Raw genomic sequence first — 21,897 nt, 5'->3', positions numbered from 1 at the left:
AGTTTGATCATGGATACACTCTTGATACTGACCGTTTTAGTAGTCATTTGCGCTTTAGCTTTTGACTTTATCAATGGATTTCACGATACAGCAAACGCTATTGCAACGGCTGTTTCAACGAAAGCTCTAAAGCCTAGACATGCAATTATTATGGCAGCTATTATGAACTTTTTAGGTGCGATGACATTTACAGGTGTAGCAAAAACGATTACAAAAGATATCGTTGACCCATTTGCCTTGCAAAATGGTTCTCTTGTAATTTTAGCTGCTTTGCTTGCGGCAATAGCTTGGAATTTGATTACTTGGTACTACGGTATTCCAAGTAGTTCTTCCCATGCGATTATTGGCGCAATCGCAGGTGCAGCCATTGCTGCTGCTGGTATTAGCTCATTAAATCTTAAAGGGTTCATAAAAATTCTTGAAGCTTTAATCATTTCACCGATTATCGCTTTTGTTATTGGTTACATCGTATATAGTATTTTTAAAGTGGTCTTTAAAAACTTTAACTTAACGAAAACGAACAAAAACTTCCGTATATTCCAGATTTTCACCGCTGCATTACAAGCTTATACGCATGGTACGAATGATGCACAAAAAGCAATGGGAATCATTACGATGGCTCTTATGGCCAATAACTATCATACTTCTGACGACATCCCATTCTGGGTACAATTATGTTGTGCAATCGCAATGGGTCTTGGTACTTCTGTCGGTGGATGGAAAATTATTAAAACTGTCGGTGGACAAATTATGAAAATTCGTCCTGTAAATGGTGTAGCTGCTGATTTATCATCATCACTTGTTATTTTCGGCGCAACATTCATTCACTTACCGGTTAGTACAACGCACGTTATCTCTTCTTCTATTTTAGGGGTTGGTGCTTCACATCGTGTGAAAGGTGTAAAATGGGGAACTGCAAAACGCATGTTAATTACATGGGTTATTACACTTCCTATTTCAGCTTCTTTAGCTGCATTATTTTACTGCTTATTACACTTAATTTTTTAATCAAAAGTCGTCTTCCTTATTTTTCTAGGAAGACGACTTTTTTGTGAACATGCCTATTTCTTATTAAAAAGCGTGTATAATGATTGATGGATAAGTTATATAGAGGAGTTGGCAATTTTGGAATACATCATGTTACTTTTCATCGGATTAATCGCCGGGACAGTCGGGAGCCTAGTCGGACTTGGAGGCGGAATTATTATCGTTCCGTTATTAATTGGATTACACAGTTTATCACCACAACTCGCAGTAGGAACTTCTATGGTAACAGTCGTTTTTACAGGGCTGGCTTCTACCCTTACTTATATGAAACATAAACGGGTAGATTATAAAAGTGGACTTATTTTATTTATCGGGAGTGGCCCTGGTGGTATTATCGGATCATGGGCAAACAAATTTTTAAACCAAGATACATTTTCTTTATACTTTGGGATTTTTCTTATATTCGTCTCCATTCTTCTTATACTACGAGACAAATTGAAACCTCTTTCCCTATCAAATATGACTGTAATTAAGCGATCTTTTACAGATAACGAAGGAAATACTGTAGACTATCAATTTCCACCATTTCTCGCTATCTTTATTGCCTTTATAGTTGGATTTATATCCGGATTATTTGGAATCGGTGGTGGTGCCTTACTTGTGCCAGCGATGATGCTCCTTTTTGCGTTCCCAGCACACATTGCTGTAGCAACTTCAATGTTTATCGTATTTCTCTCAGCAATTGTAAGTTCTTTAACTCACATCTCTCTAGGAAATGTCAGCTGGGCTTATGCATTAATTCTTATTCCTGGTGCATGGATTGGCGGAAAAATCGGGGCTTATATTAACACAAAATTAAGCGGTAATGCAGTAATTAATTTATTACGTATCACATTAATTATTCTTGGAACTAGATTAATCATTACTTCATTTTTATAACGCGTTCTTTCTAGAATGCGTTTTTTCTTATACACATGAATATAAAAAGGCTCCTAGGAGAACAAATAAAACTAAACAAACACTTAATAGCATAAAATTTGAAATATGTAATTTCTTCAAGTTGATCACTCCTATAGCTATGACTGTTATCTTTATGATAGCGAAAAAACAGTTATCTTACAGTTACAAAGTGCTAACAATGCAAAATCATTTATTACAAATTTTATCCTTATATTTCATTTCTTTGTATAATCTATCGATTCAATAAAAAAAGATGTCATATTGACATCTTTTTAGTGAAGAAGTGACCATCCCATAAAGTCTTCATGTACTTGGCACGCCCTCTTATCGTTTCGATCATATAATTCAGCATAACTATCTGTTTCTTCATCATAAGCCATCGTATAAATAATTTGGCCGTCTATTTCAACGGATAAAACGACTCCACCTTTCATCTCTTCTACATGAATGATAGCATTCGCCGGAATTCTCATATCCGTCATCTTCATCGCATCTAACAATATACTAAACCCCCTACAGCGTATTCATTGCTAGTACTATTACACACTAAATAGTATACTACTGTAATAGCATACATTTCGTCAATGAAATTGCTGTTTAAAAAGCATATTGTCTTTATACATATACGCTAAAATATAAGAAATAGAAATGTTTTAATGGGGGGCTAACATTGATTCTACATAAGGGAGATGTATTATTCCGTCAAGGTGAGGACGGTCCATTATATTTTATAAAAACAGGTTTATTAAAAGTTATTCGGTTAGAAGAAGACGGAACACCATTTTTATTTAATATTATCGTTCCTGGTGAAACGATACCTCACCATTCTTTAATTTCACCGAAGGAATATCACGGTACAGCTATCGCTTTAATGAAAACAGAAGTGGAGCCTATAACTAGCAATGAATGGTACGACAAACTTCAGGCAAATCCTGCATCATATGAAAATATCGCTATACAATTACAATCGAAGTTAAGAATGATGCAACAGCGTATCGATCAATTGACAACTGTCTCTCCTAAAGAGCGCCTTCATCGTTTACAAGAGTGGTTCACCTTATATTTAGGTGACATCCCTATTTATGAAATATTAACACAAACTGAAATTGGTCAGCTCATAGGTGTACGCCGCGAAACAGTTAATCGCTTATTAAGAGAACAAGCAAAAAACGAGGTAAAATAATACCTCGTTTTTTGCTTGGCAACATTAATCTATTGTAAGCTTGCTGCGGGACCGAAAAATTCATAATGAATGTTCTCTTGTTTAACACCCAAATCAATTAATGCAGCATTTATATGCTTCATAAATGGTACTGGACCGCAGAAATAAAATTCTGCTTCAGTTGTTGGAATAATAGTTTGTAACCATTCACGTTCAATGAATCCTTCTTTATCAAAATTCTTCATTTCCACATCTTGCTCTGTCGGTGAAGAATAGCAAGTATATGCTTTAACTTGTTCATACTCTTTTTCTACTGTCTCAACATGCTCTTTCATCGCATGTGTATTACTATTTATCGCCGCATGAACAAAGCATACATTACGCTTTGATTCTTGTTCAATTAGCGTATTTAACATGCTCATCATCGGTGTAATACCTACCCCACCACTAATTAGTACAACAGGTAACGTTGAATCCATATTTAAAACGAAATCTCCCGCTGGTGCACTTACTGGTAAGACATCTCCTTCCCCTACATGATCATGTAAGTAATTAGATACTTTACCATCTGGTGTATCTACACCTTTTTCTTTCTTTACACTAATACGATAATATTCTTTTCCTGGAGCATCAGACAAGCTATATTGACGATTATGTGTATATGTTTCACCTTTAATATTTATTTGAATCGTTACATATTGTCCTGGGATGAATGAAGAAACTTTCCCGCCATCTTCAGGTTTTAAATAAAATGATGTAATAACGTCGCTTTCCTTCACTTTTTTAACAATCACAAAGTTGCGGAAATCTTTCCATCCACCTTCTTTATGTGCAGCTTCTTCATACATACCCGCTTCAATGCTAATGAATGCATCAGCAATGACGCCATATGCTTCTCCCCATGCATTTAAAACTTCATCAGGTGCGCCTGCGACCTCTTTAATCGCTCGTAGTAAGCATGTACCTACTATTGGATAATGCTCTGCTTTAATACCTAAACTTCTATGCTTATGACCGATTTGTTTTACAACTGGAATAATAGCTTCTAAATTATCAATGTACATTGCAGCTGCATAAACAGCATTTGCTAATGCTTGTTGTTGTCTTCCCTTTTTCTGATTCGTATGGTTGAAAATATTCAATAACTCCGGATGTTCCGAAAATAAAATTTGATAAAACCTCGTTGTAATCTCAACGCCTTTTTCTTGTAATAACGGTACTGTTGACTTTACGATTTCAATTGTTTTTGCACTTAACATTGTATCCCACTCCTCTATTTCCTTAACTGTTTTTAGTTTAACTGAATTGTATAATACATATTGTGATTTTAATCACTATTAACATGGTGTTTTTGTGAAAAATATATGAACAATGCACATATTAAGTGAATTTTAATTAGCCCTCATTAATTGCGCTCAAAAAAAGCTAACTAGAATTCTAGCTAGCCTACTACTTTGTTTGTATTGCTTGTTCAATTACTTTTATATTCTGCCCGTTTCCAAACTCTGTATACCCCCATATATTCGTTTCACCTTTATATTTATTCATAATTATATCCAAATCATGATATACGCGATGAGCATAGATTACATACTCCATATTATGAAGCTCCACACCTTTTTTTACAATTTCATAACTTCTATTCACATCGCGTTTTATTTTTTCATTTTTTATTTCTTTATGTATATTTTTTAAAGAGACTTCTTGCTCTTGAAACCATTGTTTAAAATGTTTCCAGTCCCCATCTGTATATTTCTCTGCCTTACCATAATTCAAGAAATCATTATAACTTTCATGTGTCGTACGAACAAAATCGAGTGTCTTCTTCTTCTCTTGCACCTCTTCTATTTGTGCTACTGTATTTACTCCAGCAGACTTATTCGCATAATATAATAGTACTTTCATAAGACTATAGCTCGCTATTGCCATCACAGTAATAGTTACCAATACACTTAACAATTTCTTCATATACAGAACCCCTTCTCTACTATGAATATTACAATGTACTGTTACACTTGTAACATTCTCTCGTAGAAATGTAATTCCTGTTTAAATCCTTCTTGTCATTTCGACACTATTTTTTTACAAACTTCTCCTTGGTAAATGCTCTTGTAAAACAACATAACCTTCATAAGCTGTATAACCGAGTATAGCCATTAATCCGATATAACAAGCAAATACTGTCCATTTCGTTTTCGTATCGACTTTATAATAATTTTCTTGTTGTTCCTTTTCTCTTTCCCATTCATTTAATTTTCTTTCTGACATTTCAAATGCTTCTCTTATATGAATTGTATGCATTTCTTTTTCATCTTCATATGGAACATAATCAAGTGGCTCAAACTTTGGTAAAAGGTACTCTAGCACTTCAATCTTTTGAAGTTCTCCTGTTTTTAATTCTTTTTCACGTTCTCTTTGTCTTAATACATTCATCTCATGATGAATCATATAAATAGTTCGATGCACCGCACCAGTTTCTTTTAATTCCTCTTCAAGCCTAGCAACATATTCTTTCATTCCATCGATTTTATATCCTAATTCCTTAATCGGTTCATCTCTCTTTATTACTCTATACAATTCCATACAACCGATAATAACAATAAATCCACCTAAAATACTTTTGAAGTAAATTGAATAGCCAAGTAGTAAAACTAGCCCTGCTCCCCAAATTTTCGTACTTACAACTGAAATTATTCGTCCTCCATCTAACGGAGAAACTGGAATTAAGTTAAAGAAATTAATCATACTTCCAAGTAAAATAATAAGCGCCCAAAACGGCTCTTTCGTTATTATATACAGTGGGATCGCAGGTAAAAATGAAAGCAATCCGAAAAAAGGTCCCATATACGCAATGTATGCTTCATCTTTTGCATTTTTCGGCATCTCTTTCATCCCAATAAGAGCCCCCATAAAAGGTATGAAGATTGCTGGCGATGTTGGTATACCTTTCTTTCTCGCTGCCCATAAATGCCCCATCTCATGTACAAACAACAAATAAACAAGTGCTACCCCAAACTTCCAACCATATATGGCTGCGTATGCACCAAGCGATAAAAACATACTAAATACTGTTGAAAATTTTGCTAACTTAAAAATGGCAAATACCCATTTTAACTTAGATAGTAAAAATAACCCTATTGCAACAATAATTCCCCATAATCCTTTTTGATTATTTTTCATATTCCTCTCCTTTACTTCTCTTTACTGAGTCATATACACTCATCAAAACTTATTCTTTTCTCTATTATGACATATTTTTTTCTATTGTTAGAAATAATGTTTATTTCATCCATTTTTAGCCAAAAATAAAAGTAAAAGGAGGTCAATACAAATGAAATTACAATCTCTTATGATAGGCGCGCTATCGTTTTTAGCTTCAACTCTTATTTTTTATACCGTCAGTTACGTATTATTATTAGATTGGTTGCCAAATCACTTATTTATAGCCCTTATTATTCTTTCTGCTCTTATGATTTCTTTTCTAATTACACGAAAATCAATGAATGAGCCATCTGCAAAAGCAAAATAATAGAGGGGGCCTTCCCCCTCTATTATCATTTCCTAGGAAAGGCCCTATAGACTTTACGATTCATATTTATCTTTGTAAATTCATTTTTTCACCATACTCTTTAACAATTTGAATAATGTTTTGAAATGCTCCTACTTTTTCTTTCTTACTATTTAATATTTGCAAATCGTAATTATCATAATAGGTTTCTAATGATTTTAATTGTGATTCTGAAGCATCTTTTATCGGAACAGTAACATTCAATTCATACTGTTTATACCCTTCCTTTACTTTTTCAGCTGAAATCATTTCACTCTCTTTTGCTCCAATTAATTTTTGAACCTTTTCCGGGAAAATCAATTGCAAATAATATCCTTGTTCCTTTGCTAACTTATTATATAGTGATTGTGAAATCGTATAACGTACCGTATAATTCACTTTTTGATCCCCTGCTTTAATATGAAACGCAGTAATCTGCAAATCTTTTTTCGTTACTTCTGTTAAAGGCCCTACCTGCATCTCATCTTCTTTTTGTTCTGGAATCTTTGGAAAGATAGCCAAAAGTTTTTCCGTATCTTTTTCGTTAAGCATATACATATCTTGCTTATACTGCACCCATCCTCGGCGGTCTTCTCCTCTTAGCCATGCATAATATGTTTCTTTTTTCCCATCTCTACTAATTTGTATTTCATATTCCGGTTCACCAAAACTACCCGTTACTTCTTGTTTTTCCGCTTTGTTTATAATATCCACCACCAACTCCGCATCCATTTTCTTTAAAATTTTTTCTTCTTTACCTTTTTGCATAACAGTTACTTGTAATGGTTCTTTCACTTCATTCACTGTCTCCTCTACTTGTTTTGATTCTTTCTTTTGCTCGGCTTGGCCACACGACGCGAGTAAAATAACACATAAAAACATTAAATATTTCCCTTTCAAATCGATTCTCCTTTTCAATAAGAAATTCTTATAATATTCATACATAAAACAAAAACGTTACATTATATAGAATGAGCTATACTATACACTGAAGGGAGGATTTTACAATGTCCATTAATTTTCATGATGCAAATAATAAGTATACGTATGCAAATCGTAACGCACATATTTCATGGCAGGAAACAATAAACAATATTGTAGATGTGCAAAATAAACAAGTAATTGATATAGGTTGTGGTGGCGGCATTTATACGAAAGAAATGGCTCTTATGGGAGCCGAAAGTGTTGTTGGGCTTGATTTTTCAAAAGAAATATTACAAGCTGCAAAAGAAAATTGTAAGGCCTTTCCAAACATTTCATTCATTCACGGTGATGCGCATAATATTCCATACCCTAACGAAACATTCGACCTTATCATTTCGCGTGCAGTCATTCATCACCTACAAGATATCCCTATATTTATACGCGAGGCTTCTCGCATATTAAAAAAAGACGGTACACTGATTTTACAAGACCGAACTATTGAAGATTGTACAATTCCAGGAAGTCCTGAACACATTCGTGGATATTTTTTCTCTGTATTTCCAAAACTCATTGAAATAGAATCAAAAAGAAGACCAAAAACCACTACGATACAGCAAGAATTACAAAAATATTCTCTTCAAGTGTTCCCTATACAAACACAATGGGAAGTACGAAAAATACATGATTCTGTAGAAGCATTGCTGCAAGATTTATCTCCTCGAACCGGAAGATCCATTCTATATGAATTAACAGATAATGAACTTTCTCAACTTCTACATCATATCCAAACGGCATTACAAAACGTCTCTCCTATCATCGAAAGAGATCGTTGGACAATTTGGAGCGCGAAAAAATTGTAAGGAAGGAAGCCTCACAAAATAATGTGAGGCTTCCTTCTTTCATAATCTAATTTTGCAACACTCTTGATATCCTCCACTCCTGGCCTGTGCACTTCCACACTTCGGACATACTAAATATCTAGACTGATTTGTCAACAAACTACCTTTTTGAAAGAGTAAAACTTCTGCTTGTTTAAACGAACGCGAATAATATAACCACATAAAACCAATTATAGCAATAATGCCAAATAATACTCCCATCGCAAGCATTTCAGTCACCTCTTTTGGTTTGTTCTTTCCAGCAAGTGGATTGTTGTATTATTCTCTGTAAATTCAAACAATTCCTTCCTTACTCCTATAAATATCGATTTTCTCCATAAACTTTACAATTCTCTATAATGTTTTACAGCATTTTTACAAATAGCATTAACCCTTATATTCTCAGCTATATTTCTACAGGAAAGTGTATTTCCCAAAAAATATGTTGACTTTCTAAAAAAAACATGTGAAAATGTTGTCAGAATACTTGAATAAAAATTCATTGACGAGAACGAGTATGTTATAGAGCTGTTCCCCAGAGAGTTGGTATTTTGCTGAAAGCCAATGCTCAGTTCGTAACCGAAAATCATCTCCGAGAAGTAGAACCGAATGCTGAAGTAAGTTCTTACCGGTCGTCCCCCGTTACAAGGAACACGTATCATGTTGTACGTTGTAAAGCCGTATACATATAGATATATTTCTACATGTATAAATTAGGGTGGTATCGCGGGTAAATATAACTCGTCCCTTTCTTAAGGGACGAGTTTTTTGTGTTCTTACAATGAATTTACAAAAAAGGAGAAAAAAAACAATGAACACTGTATCAAAAAAACATGTTTTTTTCACAGGTCTTATGCTATTTTCTTTATTTTTTGGAGCAGGCAATTTAATTTTCCCTCCAATGCTTGGACAAAATGCTGGTGAAAACTTTTGGCCAGCAATGATTGGTTTTTTACTAACAGGAGTCGGCTTACCGCTACTTACTGTTATCGCCATTTCTCTATCAGGAAATGGAATGCAACAACTTGCAAGTCATGTTCACCCATTATTCGGAATATTCTTTACGGTAGTTGTATACATTGCAATCGGTCCATCTATGGGCATCCCACGTGTTGCTAATGTCGCTTATGAAATGGGAGTTAGTTCTTTCTTACCAGAAACTATTCGCTCTAGCAGCCTAACGCTATTTTTATACACAGTCATCTTCTTTGCTATCGTATTTTGGCTTAGTTTAAATCCTTCTAAACTCGTCGATCGTATCGGAAGTATATTAACACCTATTTTATTACTCTCTATTTTCTCATTATTCGTTAAGGGTGTATTTACACCCCTCGGACAATCCGGACCAGCAATGCAAGAGTATCAAATTTCTCCAATTTTCAAAGGTTTTATGGAAGGATACTTAACGATGGATACCATTTCAGCACTTGCATTTGGAATTATCGTTGTAAATGCAATTCGCTCAAAAGGTGTGAATGACCGTAAATCAATTGCCATCGCAACAGCAAAGGCAGGACTTATTGCCGCTACTGGTCTCGTACTTGTATATGGTGCACTTGGCTGGCTCGGTACAACTAGTGTTTCTCTCGGATACGCAACAAATGGCGGACAGCTACTTACCGTTATCGTACAACAATTACTTGGTCCATATGGTCTAATTCTATTATCTCTTATCGTTACACTCGCTTGCTTAACAACATGTATTGGACTTGTATCTGCATGCAGTCAATACTTCTCAACATTATTAACGAAATTTTCATACAAAATGTTAGCAAGTGTCATTTGCACATTAGGATTATTAGTTGCCAACTTAGGTTTAACAAAAATTATCGCAATCTCTGTTCCTATTTTACTTGTTGTATATCCAATTGCGATTGTACTCGTATTACTATCATTACTCCATAAATATTTCGGTGGATATCGTTCTGTTTATGTAGGTGCGTTAATTGGATCTGCAGTTGTGAGCGTATTTGATGGATTAAAACAAGGGAATATTCCTGTTTCATCTATCACATCTTATTTCGAGTTTATTCCATTATATAATGAAGGAATCGGCTGGTTAGTACCAGCATTAGTTGGGGCTATTATCGGTTTTGCTATCGCAAAATTAAGTGGTGCAAAAGCAGTACCATTAACGGATCATTCACCTGAATCGAAAGTATCATAAAAAAACTCCCATTTCGGGAGTTTTTTACATTTGATAAGAAGTATGATTAAAGCTACTTACTTTATAGGCTTTCGTATAGTAATCAATATTCGTATCCACTGTTTCTACTTTTACAACATCATAGCAATCTTCTTGCTTCACTAGAAATAAATAATATTCTTCTGTTGCCTCAATAATTGCAATACGATCTGTTTCAATATCATATTGTTCACAAAGTGCTTGCAACGCATTCACATAGTTACCTAATTTTTTCGTTTCATCCATTCCAAATATCGTTTGAACTAACATACACTCTCTCCCCTTTGTATGTACTGTTAACACCTTAATGATAACGCTTACATAAATAACCGTCAACAAAAAGCTTTGACCATATATAGTCAAAGCTTCCTTCTTATTTCGTCAATTGATGTCTAAACGCATAAATAACCGCCTGTGTCCGGTCACTTACATTTAGCTTATTTAATATATTACTCACATGTGTCTTTACTGTTTTAAGGGCAATAAACAACTCATCTGCAATCTCTTGATTACTTTTCCCCTCTGCAATTAATAACAAAATTTCAGACTCTCTTTCTGTTAACTCCTCATGCAAAGGCTGTTCTTTCTTCTGACGCATACGAGACATCATTTTGCCAGTAACTTTCGGCTCTAATACCGTTTCCCCATCATAAGTAGCTCTTACAGCGTCTGCAATATCACTCGCTCTTGATGTTTTTAATAAATAACTTGTCGCTCCCGCCTCAATAACAGGATATAACTTTTCATCATCTAAAAAGCTCGTTACAACTACAATTTTCGCTTCTGGCCATTCTTGAATAATAGCACGTGTCGCTTCAACCCCGTCCATCTCATCCATAACAAGGTCCATTAAAATAATATCCGGTCTTAATTGCAAAGCTAACTCTGAACCTTTTCTTCCATTTTCAGCTTCTCCAACTACTTCAATATCTGGCTGCGTTGATAAATATGCTGATACACCCATTCGAACCATTTCATGATCATCAACTAGTAATACTTTTATCATGATTCTCCCCCTCTCTCAATCATAATAGGTACTTTCACTTCTATTTGCGTACCTTTATTCGGAAAACTAAGAACTTTTAATGTACCACCAATTTCATGAACTCGCTCTTGCATTGACCTTAAACCGTATGAACCAGCCTTATTAACCCCAACTTTAAACCCAACACCGTCATCAATAATTTTCAAAATCGCATATTGATCAATTTTACGAAGGCGTACTTCGGTTTTCTTTGCCTTCGCATGCCGTAAAGTATTAGACAGCGCCTCTTGTACAATACGGAATAAATGATCCTCTACACCTTTTTTTAATTGAATCGGTTCAATTAACCATTCAATTTTCATATGTTGCTTTCTAGACAGTTCTGTTAATAATTCTTCTATACCCTCTGTTAGTTTCTTACCTTCTAACTGCACTGGGCGTAAATGAAGGAGCAATGCTCTCATTTCTGATTGTGCATTTACAACCATATTCTCAACAAGCTGCAACTGTTTTTTCGTCGTGTCTGGAATTTTAGCTACTTGTTCATTAATGGCTGACATCATCATCGACATTGCAAAAAGCTGCTGACTTACAGAATCATGCAGCTCTCTCGCTAATCGATGCCTTTCTTGAGAAATCGCTTCTTGTCTCATCTCTTCATTCCAATGGGCTCGTTCATTCGTTACTTTTTGAAATAGCCCAGCTTGCTCTTCTAAGCGACGAGCAAGACCAATTACTTTTCGTTCCACTTCATGAAATTCATCGTCCGCAGTAAATGAAACATCACTTGGAAAATTCCCTCGCTCTACTTCAAATAGAAAAGTATTTAACCCTTGTATACGCTGCTCTATATAATAACCGATTGCATATCCTACAATTCCTCCGATAAGAAGACTCGTACTCATAATAAACAAGCCAATTGGAACAGAAGCAATGGATTCTTTCCATAGTAAATCATAAACTTGTTGCTCGCTTTTCCATACATATACAATTGTACAAATAAGTGCGATACTCACAGAGGACAACATAGAGTAACGAATATACATCCACGAAATATTCCTTTGTTTTTTCATTATACTTTCCTCACTTCCGTATCGCCTACGACAAGCGAAGAAATAATTTTAATACGACGAGGGGCTTCTTTATACTGTTCTGTTCTAAACGTAACATTACGGTTAAATCCAGTTTCTTCGTGTCCTGGCAGGAGCACGCGCCCAACAATAACAGAATGATTTAAAGACAATTCAATATCATATGGTACATATAAACGAATATTACCAATGACTCCCCGAATAACAATTACCGTTTCTCCCTCTGGAATCATAGCAGTTGTTAAATCAATCTCGACGTCACAAGCACCATATTGGACGTTAATATCCTCTATTTCATAAATATGATCCATCATTCGTACATTACCTACAAACATATTTTTTATATACGGTTCTGTACGATATATTTGTTTTTCTTCATCTATATATCCCTTTTCTTTAATTTCAACTTTCATTGCTTTTTGCTGATGTCCTTGTTGGATAAGTTGATAACCAATTAAAGCTAAACAAGCAAACACAACAAGTACGAATGCTGCTGATGAAAATAAGAAGAATAAGAATACAATACCACCGACAAATAAAAATACATTCCCTCTTACATAACGGTTCTTCTTTCGATAATGTCTTCCAAACATAATCATAATAAATGCAAAAATTAGACCACCTGGTTCAAAATGTCCAAGTATCATATCAAGAAAAAGACCGAATCCAAATATGATGAGGAGCATCCCCATTAATTGTGTTTTTGAAAATTGCTTCTTCATTTCAGCTCCCCCCCTCCTTGTCACATATACATAGAAGAAAAGGCATTGCTTTCCAACACCTTTTCTTCTATCACTATATCATAAGCCTGTTTTATTATATACTACAATTATTTTGTTACTTCTTTCGTTAACGATACTTCATTTTTCTCTTTCATTTCACGCTCTAGTTTTGCAATTTTCATATCAAATGTATCACGCTCATGCTCTTCATTTATACGCAGCTCTATGTCACGAATGTGATCTTCAATTTCTTCGAATCGTAAGAACGGATTATTTTCATCCATTTTATGAATAGCAGTATTCATACGGCGGTTTGCATGCGCCATATTTTCACGTGCCATTAATTCCATACGCTTTGCGTTCATTTCTTTTAATTTATTTTTCATTTCTGAAAGACGACGCTCTAACTCATCAATTTGCTCTACAACGCCAGCATACATTTCTTCTAAGCGAGTTACTTGCCCTTCATAATACGCTACTTCTTCTAATGCGCGTTCATGCAATTGTAATTCTCCTGCTTCTTGTGCGATGATAGCTTGCTTTGATCTTTTATTAACGAAATAACGTGCTTGCTCAAGCTCACGAGCAAAGTTAGATTTTAGTGTTTTATGACGCTGAATTAACTTCTCAATTTTTGTTATTTCACGCTCACTATCGCGTAAATATTGGTTTAACATAGCAATTGGATTTTTTCTTTCTTTCTCATCTAACACATTATGAAAATCAGCTAAAATTGCATCGCGTACACGTCCGAATAAAGATTGTTTCATTATAATCTTCCTCTCTTCTACTTTATAATTTGATTTGTTTTATATTAGTTTTTCATTAACTTGTTCCACTCATCTTCAAAGTTGCTATATGGTTTAGAACTTTCTGGAGCAGCATCAACAACTACATTTTTTTCTTTTTTCCACTCACGGTAACCGTAGTATAAAACTACTAATGCTGCGATACCGATTAATGCTGGGGAATGAGAAAGTGCAATGGACAAACCGATTAAACCAACAATACCCCAAGCTAACTTTCCAAAGAATGATTTAGCTCGCACAAATGATTTATAGCTCCAGTACACAACTCCTGCTCCAATGGCGAATCCTACAATACCAGCAAGACTACCAAGAGCAATTAAAGCCAAAATACCGGCCGCGATAAACGCTAGAAATTGTTTCATCTTGTGCTTGCCTCCCTTCGATTTGATACTCTTATCTTAACTATTTTTTCATATTTCCATAACGAGCTTAAGAACTGTTTTTGACTCAGACTTAAGACCGAGTTACATTCAGCCTTTTGCAAACAAACATACATATAACCACCTCACCAAAATGATAAACACATATTTTCACAAAATAAAAAGCCGTTCAGAGAATATTCTCTGAACGGCTTCAGTTGCTAATAATAAAATTCATATTCGATTACGCTGTTTTATGATACTCTTTTTTCTTCGCTACCTTTGAAAATCTTGGAAATCCAATCAGAATCGAAATAATACCACATACCCCAACTAAAATTGGATAGAATGCATACGGTAACAATTCGACCGGAGATAACGCAGCAAATCCTGCTGCTGTTAACATTTGAGCACCATATGGGATTAACCCTTGTATACAGCAAGAGAAAAGATCCAGTACACTCGCTGATTTACGGGGATCAATTTCATACTGATCCGCAATATTTTTCGCAAGCGGACCTGTAAAAATGATAGAGATTGTATTGTTTGCTGTACACACATTCGTCATACTCACTAAGCCAGCAATACCAAACTCTGCTCCTTTTTTCGAACGAATGTTACGTGTTAATACATTCATTAAATATTGAATACCACCATTATACTGAATGAGTTCAACCATTCCACCGATCAAAATCGCTAATAATACTAATTCCATCATGCCACCAATTCCAGTCGTTACACTTTTAAAGAAACTCGCTAATGTATAACTTCCATCTATTAAGCCAATTACGCCAGATAGTACAGTTCCACCCGTTAATACGATCAGTACATTCCAGCCAAGTAACGCTGTAATAAGTACACCTGCGTACGGTAAAATTTTCACCCAATCAAACGTGTGAGCTTTAATTTCTGTATGATTTCCTAATGTAAGAACTACTAATAGTACAATTGTAATAATTGCAGCTGGCAATACAATTAAAAAATTCGTTTTAAACTTATCTTTCATTTCTGTTCCTTGCGAACGAACAGCTGCAATTGTCGTATCAGAAATAAATGATAAATTGTCACCAAACATCGCTCCACCAACAACAGTAGCCATCGTTAGTGCAATTGAGATATCAGTTTGTCCACTAATACCTACAGCAATTGGCGCTAATGCGGCAATTGTTCCCATTGAAGTACCCATCGCTAATGAAATAAATGCCCCTATAACAAAAATTCCAGCAACGATAAATCCTTGGGGTAAAATAGATAACGCTAAGTTAACTGTAGAATCAACCCCGCCCATCCCTTTTGCTGTTTCAGAAAACGCACCTGCAAGTACAAAGATTAATACCATAATCATAATATCTGGATTTCCTGCACCTTTTGCAAATCGTTCCACTTTCACATTAAAGCTTTCTTTACGATTCATCGCTAAAGCAATTCCTACAGCAATAATAATCGCTACGAGTATCGGCAATTTATAGAAATCACCTGTAATAATCCCTGAACCAATAAATAGCGCCAAAAATATTCCAAGTGGTAATAAAGCTAAACCATTTCCTCTCGTTTCTTTCAAAGTATCATCTCTCCCTAGTTTTAAACCTTTTCTAACGAACAACAAAAGACCTCTTCCGACGAGAAGAGGTCTTATACATCTATAAGAAACACTCTTCTCATTTTTCAAGCACACGCTTGCTGGATTTGGCACAGCACTCTGAAATCGAGTCCGCTGCCGAGGCATCGTAGGGCCAGTCCCTCCGCCTCTCTTTATAAGAAGGTTTCATATTTATTTTTTAATAATAATTTCTTTCCTAACTTTACTCGCTTACAAAACAAAAGTCAATTATTTTTTGTATAGATTTTTTTGGTAATTATACAAAAATATGAATAAACCAATCATTTTAACTTTTCGATTTCTTTATCTAATATTGAGATCCAATAAAATTTTCTATTTTTTATAGTCGCTTTAATCCATTTTGTTGTATTCCATGCTAACTCATATTCTTCTTTTGTAACATCACCAATTTTATAAGCATCTTCTAACTCGTCTTCATCCAGTACATAGATCTCACCATTCGGTAACAATACTACATCTAAATATAAATCATCAAAATAAGGTAAACCACGATCGTCTATTTTAAATTCTTTCGTCACATCGATATAATATTGCACTAATTGTTTTTGATTGTCTAACATAGCTGTAATTGCAAAGTTTTTCCCGTTTATAAAATATTGCATCCATGTATACCCATCACCTGCAATGCAAAGTTCTTTACTATTGTATTCTTTATAACTAGGCTCTCTCACCTTTTTTATATCCAATATTCCTAACATACCTGCTTCAGCTTGTTTTACTGTGTATGTCTTCTCTATTAATCGCTTCCACGTAGAACCATCACCGTACTTACGTTTCATAACTTTTTCTCTCCTCTTCTACATACAGAAAAGCTCTCACATAATATGTGAGAGCTTTACAAATCATAATTAAGCCGCTTGACCCTTTTCAGATATCTCTTTTAAATAGGCTTGTCCTTTTTCAGCGTCATATTGACCTTCCCACTTAGACATAACTACAGCCGCTAAAGAGTTACCTACTACGTTAACTGCTGTACGAGCCATATCTAGAATACGGTCAATACCTGCAATAAACGCTAAACCTTCAGCTGGAATACCTACTGTACCAAGTGTTGCTAATAATACAACGAATGATACGCCCGGTACACCCGCGATACCTTTTGATGTAACCATTAATACAAGTAATAATGTAATTTGTTCTGTAATGGATAAATCAATACCGTACATTTGTGCTAAGAAAATTGCCGCAATTGCTTGATATAAAGTTGATCCATCTAAGTTAAATGAATAACCTGTTGGAATAACGAAAGATGTAATCGCTTTCGGACAACCGAATTTTTCCATTTTCTCCATAATTTTCGGTAAAACTGTTTCTGAGCTTGCAGTAGAATACGCTAAAATAAGCTCGTCTTTTAAAATTTTAAAGAATTGGAAAATGTTAATACCGAATATTTTCGCTGTAAGTCCTAATACAACTACAACGAAGAAGATCATTGCTCCGTATACTACAATGAGTAATTTCCCTAATGGAATTAATGAAGATAAACCGAATGTAGAAACTGTAACACCAATTAATGCGAATACACCAAACGGTGCAAATTTCATAACTTGGTTAGTCACGTAAAACATTGCGTCAGCTACACCTTGGAAAAATTGAAGAACCGGTCTTCCTCTTTCACCAATCGCCGCAACTCCTAAACCAAATAGTACAGAGAAGAAGATAATCGCAAGCATATCACCCTCAGCTAATGATTTCATAATATTCGTTGGAACGATATTCACAAATGTATCTGCAAACGAATGACTTTGTACTTGAGCTGTTGTTTCTGCATATTTAGAAATATCAGTCTTCGTCAATTGATCCATATTCACGCCTTTTCCAGGTTGGAAAATGTTCGCTATTAATAGACCAACAACAATTGCAATCGTTGTAATAATTTCAAAGTAAAGAATTGTTTTTCCGCCTAGTCGGCCTAACTTCTTAACATCACCAACACCAGCAACACCAACAACGATACTTGCTACAACAATTGGTACAACGATCATCTTAATTAATCGGATGAAAATATCACCAATTGGTTTTAAATAATCAACCACTGCCGGATTGCCAAAGAAAATCGCTCCAACTGCAATACCAAGCGCAAGTCCTATTAAAATTTGCCATGCAAGTCCTATTCTTTTCATACTTGTGGTAACCCCCTCTTCGATGTGTCACTCTATCTCTCATTCTATCTCTATAAAACATGAAATTAAGAGTATTACATATTATTCGACAATTCACTACATTTTGTCCCTGTTAAAAATCATAAATCAAAATTTTAAATCTGACAACAAAATAAGTTTGCCCGAACGCAAATAATTTTCTTGACAAAAACAAAACTCATGTCAGAAAACCTCACATGAGAACGATTCCTCACTAGTGATTTATAGGTTTTTAAAGTAATGTTTCATCATGGAAAACTCCATCATTTCCCATGATTTTTTTAGAAAAAATCGAAATTGATACCTTTTTCTATACATTCAAGAATTTTAACTTTATGACAAACACTACGAAAAGATGCTAAATTCCGACAAAACTTAGCATTATTATAAAGTTTTCTTTACATTATGATTACAACAATAGACACCCTTCTTCTTCTTATGATATATACATTCATAGGGAAGGGAGTCAGACAACCATGAAGAAATTTGCAGCTTTCAGCGTTTTAGCCGCAGGAACTATTTTTGTTTCACCGTTGCTTTCACCAGTACACGCCGAAACAAGTCAAGATAAATTATCTACAATTGAATCAGAATTAGAGGGAAAACAAAACGACTTACAAAATAAATCAGCTGAGAAAGAACAAATAGAAAAAGAAATCCAGGAATTACAAAAGAAAATCGACGAATTAACTACTTCTATTAATAAAAACGAAGCTGAATTAAACGATACAAAAAAAGAAATTAGCAAAACGCAGCAAGCAATTACTGAAAAAAAGAAACATATAGAGCAATTACAAACGAACATAGATACACGGCAGGAAGTTATTAAACAACGACTACAATCTATGCAAGAAAAGCCTCGTACGAGTATCATTACAGAAGTACTAACAAGCTCTGCAAATATTGCCGATCTTGTTGATAATATGTACTCTGTAAGTTTAATTTTAAATAACGATACCGATATTGTGAAAAAGCAAACAGATGATCAACATGCTGTAACGACAGAAAAAGAGGCTGTTGAGAAAATAGAGCAACAACTGAAAGAATCTGAACAAAAATTAGAACAAAAACAACAAGAGTTACAAAGTAATCAACAACAGCAACAAACTCTTATTAAAGATCTACATACGAAAGTATCAAAAGTAGATTCCGAGATTGAAGGATTAGAAGAGTCACAAGGTATTTTAGAAAACCAGCGTCAAGCTGTTCAAAAAGCAATTGAAGAAGAAAAACGTGCGGAAGAAGCTCGGAAAGCTGAAGAGGCACGCAAGGCTGAGGAAGCAAAAAAACAAGCCGCAGCTTCTGCTAAAGAAGGCACACAATCCGCACCAACACCGCAAGATACGAACAAAGGTGGATTTATTAAACCAGCGGCTGGATCAAAAACTTCTGGATTCGGCGCACGTTCTTTAGATAACCATAAAGGAATCGATATCGCAGCTTCGGGAACAGTTCCAATTATTGCCGCTGCAGATGGCGTTGTTATCCGTTCAGAATTATCATCTAGTTACGGAAACGTTGTTTACTTATCTCACCGTGTTAACGGAAAAACATATACGACAGTGTATGCACATATGAGTAGCCGCTCTGTATCTAATGGACAAACTGTAAAACAAGGCGACCAACTTGGCTTTATGGGAAATACCGGTCAATCTTACGGACAACATTTACACTTCGAACTTCATATTGGAGAATGGAATGTTGGTAAGACAAACGCAGTTGATCCGTCTCCTTATATCGGATTATAAAAAACTCGGTGCATACCGAGTTTTTTTTACTACCATTTCACACTTTTTAGGCGTTTTACATAAACTACAACTAAATGCCTATATTTTGCGGGGTGGTAAATATGAATACACAATTGCAAGAAGAAATAGAAGAAGCTAGAGAAACATACATCGGCCGATTATTTACATTCGGCGGCTCAGCGTTATTTTTAATTGGATCATTTATCGCCGTTGTCACAGCTTATAAAACATATAATCGCTTATTAAATACTTCTACAACATAATAAAAAGACGGAGAAATCTCCGTCTTTTTATTATGCAAACATTTTAAATACGCCTATCGCATTTAAAAATACGATAATTACAGTTACCGGAATAACATAACGAAGTAAGAAGAACCAAATGTTAAATAATGTTTTCCCTTTCGTTTCCGTAACTTCTAATTCTTTCATTAATAGCTCTTTACTCATTTTATTTGGTACGAATAGCGAAATGGCTAGTACTCCGAGTGGCAGTAATACATTACTTACCGAAAAATCAACGAAATCAAAGAATGTCTTCCCAAATATTTTCACATCACTCATAATTCCAAACGATAACGCTGATGGAATTCCAACTGCAAAAATAAGAATACCAATTAATAACGAAGCTGACGGACGCTTCTTCTCATTATCTTTCGCAACAGATGCTACTACAATTTCAAGCATTGAAATCGCAGATGTTAAAGTCGCAAAGAAGAATAAAACTAAAAACATAATGAAGAAAAATTGTCCAAATGGAATTTTCGCAAAGACAGCAGGAAGAACGATAAACAGTAGTCCTGGTCCTTCTGTCGGTTTAACTCCTAATGCGAAAATCGCCGGGAAAATCGCTAATCCTGCAAGTACTGTAATAAATACAGTTAAACTTACAATAGATGTTGCTGATTTAGCTAAATGCTCTTCTTTCTTTAAATACGAACTATACGTTACCATTACCGAGGCACCTACCGTTAGTGAGAAGAAAGATTGTCCCATCGCATATAAAATCGTATCTGCTGTAAGCTTTGAAAAATCTGGTTTTAAGAAGAACTCTACCCCAGCCATAGCACCATCAAGTGTTAACGCACGAATAATGATAGCAATAAATAAAATGAATAATAGCGGCATCATGTACTTACTTGCTTTTTCTATGCCTTTTTCCACACCTTTACTAACAACAAAAATGGTACAAAGCATAAAGATGAATTGTGCTCCAATCGCACTTACTGGATTTGAAATTGTTTCACCAAACAATTGCCCATAATCGACTACACCGTTCCAGAAACTACCTGTGACACTATAGTATAAATAAAGTAAAATCCATCCGCCTACAACACTATAGAAAGATAGTACGCTAAAACAGGTAACAACTCCCATACGACCAATCCAAGGATATAACTTACTATTTGGCACTAATACTTTATATGCTGTAACAGCCTCTTTTTGGGTACTACGTCCGATAACAAATTCAGCTATAAGAAGAGGCATACCAATAAATACAGTTAATAGTAAGAATACAAGGAAGAATGCGCCTCCCCCGCCATTACCTGCAACATATGGAAATTTCCATATTGCACCAAGACCTACTGCGGCTCCGGCTGCTGCGAGTACAAAGCCAATTTTCGACGTCCATTGCTGTGTTTCTTTCATTATAATTTCTCCTTTTCTGAATATTTAAACTTTTACTAATTATACACTTTCATTTCATACTCGCACACCTCCTTTAGAAAATAAAAAAGTCCCCTACACGCAAATATGCATGTAGAGGACGATATATGT

At 35.0% G+C, this 21,897-nt stretch carries 24 protein-coding genes, 1 riboswitch and 2 other annotated features (1 of these 27 running past the window's edge); of the genes, 8 read left to right on the top strand and 16 right to left on the bottom strand.

Annotation, left to right across the window (positions count from 1 at the left end; genetic code table 11):
• The first annotated feature begins 9 nt into the window (after nucleotides 1-9).
• Both BWGOE10_RS07155 and BWGOE10_RS07150 read left to right on the top strand, forming a co-directional pair.
• Nucleotides 10-1,008, top strand: a complete 999-nt coding sequence (locus BWGOE10_RS07155) for an inorganic phosphate transporter (protein ID WP_070141485.1) — start codon at nucleotides 10-12, stop codon at nucleotides 1,006-1,008.
• 117 nt (nucleotides 1,009-1,125) lie between these two features.
• On the top strand, nucleotides 1,126-1,926 hold the full coding sequence (locus tag BWGOE10_RS07150; protein WP_002086690.1) for a sulfite exporter TauE/SafE family protein: 801 nt from the start codon (nucleotides 1,126-1,128) through the stop codon (nucleotides 1,924-1,926).
• Between the two features lie 293 nt (nucleotides 1,927-2,219).
• On the opposite strand, the gene BWGOE10_RS07145 is transcribed toward BWGOE10_RS07150, so the two are convergent.
• Nucleotides 2,220-2,447 (bottom strand): hypothetical protein, encoded by a 228-nt coding sequence (locus tag BWGOE10_RS07145; protein ID WP_000883004.1) that lies wholly within the window; start codon nucleotides 2,445-2,447, stop codon nucleotides 2,220-2,222.
• 170 nt (nucleotides 2,448-2,617) lie between these two features.
• Between BWGOE10_RS07145 and BWGOE10_RS07140 the strand changes: the two genes are divergently transcribed.
• A complete protein-coding gene (locus BWGOE10_RS07140) occupies nucleotides 2,618-3,130 on the top strand; it encodes a Crp/Fnr family transcriptional regulator (protein ID WP_070141484.1) in 513 nt (170 codons plus the stop codon).
• A 29-nt stretch (nucleotides 3,131-3,159) separates the two neighbouring features.
• On the opposite strand, the gene hmpA is transcribed toward BWGOE10_RS07140, so the two are convergent.
• The 3 genes from hmpA to BWGOE10_RS07125 all read right to left on the bottom strand — a co-directional run bounded on the left by hmpA (nucleotide 3,160) and on the right by BWGOE10_RS07125 (nucleotide 6,289).
• A complete protein-coding gene (gene hmpA / locus BWGOE10_RS07135) occupies nucleotides 3,160-4,368 on the bottom strand; it encodes an NO-inducible flavohemoprotein (protein ID WP_070141483.1) in 1,209 nt (402 codons plus the stop codon).
• Nucleotides 4,369-4,558: 190 nt separating this feature from the next.
• Nucleotides 4,559-5,077, bottom strand: a complete 519-nt coding sequence (locus BWGOE10_RS07130; RefSeq protein ID WP_070141482.1) for a hypothetical protein — start codon at nucleotides 5,075-5,077, stop codon at nucleotides 4,559-4,561.
• Between the two features lie 114 nt (nucleotides 5,078-5,191).
• On the bottom strand, nucleotides 5,192-6,289 hold the full coding sequence (locus tag BWGOE10_RS07125; protein WP_070141481.1) for a site-2 protease family protein: 1,098 nt from the start codon (nucleotides 6,287-6,289) through the stop codon (nucleotides 5,192-5,194).
• A gap of 151 nt (nucleotides 6,290-6,440) precedes the next feature.
• Here BWGOE10_RS07125 and BWGOE10_RS07120 point away from each other — a divergent pair, with 151 nt between their 5' ends.
• Nucleotides 6,441-6,638: a hypothetical protein gene (locus BWGOE10_RS07120; protein ID WP_000776287.1), complete on the top strand. Its 198-nt coding sequence runs from the start codon at nucleotides 6,441-6,443 to the stop codon at nucleotides 6,636-6,638.
• 66 nt (nucleotides 6,639-6,704) lie between these two features.
• On the opposite strand, the gene BWGOE10_RS07115 is transcribed toward BWGOE10_RS07120, so the two are convergent.
• Nucleotides 6,705-7,556: a hypothetical protein gene (locus BWGOE10_RS07115; RefSeq protein ID WP_070141480.1), complete on the bottom strand. Its 852-nt coding sequence runs from the start codon at nucleotides 7,554-7,556 to the stop codon at nucleotides 6,705-6,707.
• A gap of 107 nt (nucleotides 7,557-7,663) precedes the next feature.
• On the opposite strand from BWGOE10_RS07115, the gene BWGOE10_RS07110 reads away from it, so the two are divergent.
• Nucleotides 7,664-8,440, top strand: a complete 777-nt coding sequence (locus BWGOE10_RS07110; RefSeq protein WP_070141479.1) for a class I SAM-dependent methyltransferase — start codon at nucleotides 7,664-7,666, stop codon at nucleotides 8,438-8,440.
• 39 nt (nucleotides 8,441-8,479) lie between these two features.
• Here the strand turns inward: BWGOE10_RS07110 and BWGOE10_RS07105 are convergent, their stop codons facing one another.
• Complete coding sequence (locus tag BWGOE10_RS07105; RefSeq protein ID WP_000880630.1) at nucleotides 8,480-8,689, bottom strand: hypothetical protein; 210 nt, start codon at nucleotides 8,687-8,689, stop codon at nucleotides 8,480-8,482.
• A 262-nt stretch (nucleotides 8,690-8,951) separates the two neighbouring features.
• Nucleotides 8,952-9,210: a binding site (T-box leader), on the top strand.
• 59 nt (nucleotides 9,211-9,269) lie between these two features.
• On the opposite strand from BWGOE10_RS07105, the gene brnQ3 reads away from it, so the two are divergent.
• Nucleotides 9,270-10,625 carry a branched-chain amino acid transport system II carrier protein BrnQ3 gene (gene brnQ3 / locus BWGOE10_RS07100; protein ID WP_070141478.1) on the top strand — a complete coding sequence of 452 codons (1,356 nt, stop codon included), beginning with the start codon at nucleotides 9,270-9,272 and terminating at the stop codon, nucleotides 10,623-10,625.
• Nucleotides 10,626-10,649: 24 nt separating this feature from the next.
• Here the strand turns inward: brnQ3 and BWGOE10_RS07095 are convergent, their stop codons facing one another.
• The 9 genes from BWGOE10_RS07095 to gltP all read right to left on the bottom strand — a co-directional run bounded on the left by BWGOE10_RS07095 (nucleotide 10,650) and on the right by gltP (nucleotide 18,353).
• Complete coding sequence (locus tag BWGOE10_RS07095) at nucleotides 10,650-11,006, bottom strand: DUF3992 domain-containing protein (protein WP_002126339.1); 357 nt, start codon at nucleotides 11,004-11,006, stop codon at nucleotides 10,650-10,652.
• Between the two features lie 10 nt (nucleotides 11,007-11,016).
• On the bottom strand, nucleotides 11,017-11,649 hold the full coding sequence (locus tag BWGOE10_RS07090) for a response regulator (RefSeq protein ID WP_000598709.1): 633 nt from the start codon (nucleotides 11,647-11,649) through the stop codon (nucleotides 11,017-11,019).
• Entirely contained in the window at nucleotides 11,646-12,701 is a 1,056-nt protein-coding gene (locus BWGOE10_RS07085) for a sensor histidine kinase (RefSeq protein WP_070141477.1), read from the bottom strand. Before BWGOE10_RS07085 ends, BWGOE10_RS07090 begins: the two co-directional genes overlap by 4 nt.
• Complete coding sequence (gene liaF / locus BWGOE10_RS07080; protein ID WP_070141476.1) at nucleotides 12,701-13,441, bottom strand: cell wall-active antibiotics response protein LiaF; 741 nt, start codon at nucleotides 13,439-13,441, stop codon at nucleotides 12,701-12,703. The genes BWGOE10_RS07085 and liaF overlap by 1 nt, the downstream gene beginning before the upstream one ends.
• 107 nt (nucleotides 13,442-13,548) lie before the next feature.
• Nucleotides 13,549-14,211 carry a PspA/IM30 family protein gene (locus BWGOE10_RS07075; protein WP_000814140.1) on the bottom strand — a complete coding sequence of 221 codons (663 nt, stop codon included), beginning with the start codon at nucleotides 14,209-14,211 and terminating at the stop codon, nucleotides 13,549-13,551.
• Nucleotides 14,212-14,255: 44 nt separating this feature from the next.
• Nucleotides 14,256-14,612 (bottom strand): flagellar basal body rod protein, encoded by a 357-nt coding sequence (locus BWGOE10_RS07070; protein ID WP_070141475.1) that lies wholly within the window; start codon nucleotides 14,610-14,612, stop codon nucleotides 14,256-14,258.
• 241 nt (nucleotides 14,613-14,853) lie between these two features.
• Nucleotides 14,854-16,170, bottom strand: coding sequence for a Na+/H+ antiporter NhaC family protein (locus BWGOE10_RS07065; protein ID WP_070141599.1), 1,317 nt, complete (start codon nucleotides 16,168-16,170; stop codon nucleotides 14,854-14,856).
• A 94-nt stretch (nucleotides 16,171-16,264) separates the two neighbouring features.
• Nucleotides 16,265-16,370: riboswitch (SAM riboswitch) on the bottom strand.
• Between the two features lie 120 nt (nucleotides 16,371-16,490).
• Nucleotides 16,491-17,009, bottom strand: coding sequence for a DUF402 domain-containing protein (locus BWGOE10_RS07060; RefSeq protein ID WP_070141474.1), 519 nt, complete (start codon nucleotides 17,007-17,009; stop codon nucleotides 16,491-16,493).
• A 69-nt stretch (nucleotides 17,010-17,078) separates the two neighbouring features.
• Nucleotides 17,079-18,353 carry a glutamate/aspartate:proton symporter GltP gene (gltP, locus tag BWGOE10_RS07055; RefSeq protein WP_002201184.1) on the bottom strand — a complete coding sequence of 425 codons (1,275 nt, stop codon included), beginning with the start codon at nucleotides 18,351-18,353 and terminating at the stop codon, nucleotides 17,079-17,081.
• Nucleotides 18,354-18,847: 494 nt separating this feature from the next.
• Here gltP and BWGOE10_RS07050 point away from each other — a divergent pair, with 494 nt between their 5' ends.
• Both BWGOE10_RS07050 and BWGOE10_RS32795 read left to right on the top strand, forming a co-directional pair.
• A complete protein-coding gene (locus BWGOE10_RS07050) occupies nucleotides 18,848-20,119 on the top strand; it encodes a murein hydrolase activator EnvC family protein (RefSeq protein WP_070141473.1) in 1,272 nt (423 codons plus the stop codon).
• 101 nt (nucleotides 20,120-20,220) lie between these two features.
• Complete coding sequence (locus BWGOE10_RS32795) at nucleotides 20,221-20,382, top strand: hypothetical protein (RefSeq protein WP_171903101.1); 162 nt, start codon at nucleotides 20,221-20,223, stop codon at nucleotides 20,380-20,382.
• A 30-nt stretch (nucleotides 20,383-20,412) separates the two neighbouring features.
• On the opposite strand, the gene BWGOE10_RS07045 is transcribed toward BWGOE10_RS32795, so the two are convergent.
• The gene (locus tag BWGOE10_RS07045) at nucleotides 20,413-21,768 is read right to left on the bottom strand and encodes a sodium-dependent transporter (protein ID WP_070141472.1); all 1,356 of its coding nucleotides are present in this window, start codon (nucleotides 21,766-21,768) and stop codon (nucleotides 20,413-20,415) included.
• Nucleotides 21,769-21,879: 111 nt separating this feature from the next.
• Nucleotides 21,880-21,897, bottom strand: a binding site (T-box leader) (it continues 230 nt past the right edge of the window).

The sequence above is a fragment of the Bacillus mycoides genome (assembly GCF_001757995.1).
Lineage (GTDB): Bacteria > Bacillota > Bacilli > Bacillales > Bacillaceae_G > Bacillus_A > Bacillus_A mycoides_B.
Note: the sequence above shows the minus strand (reverse complement) of the source record. Positions and strands in the feature narration are given on the sequence as shown.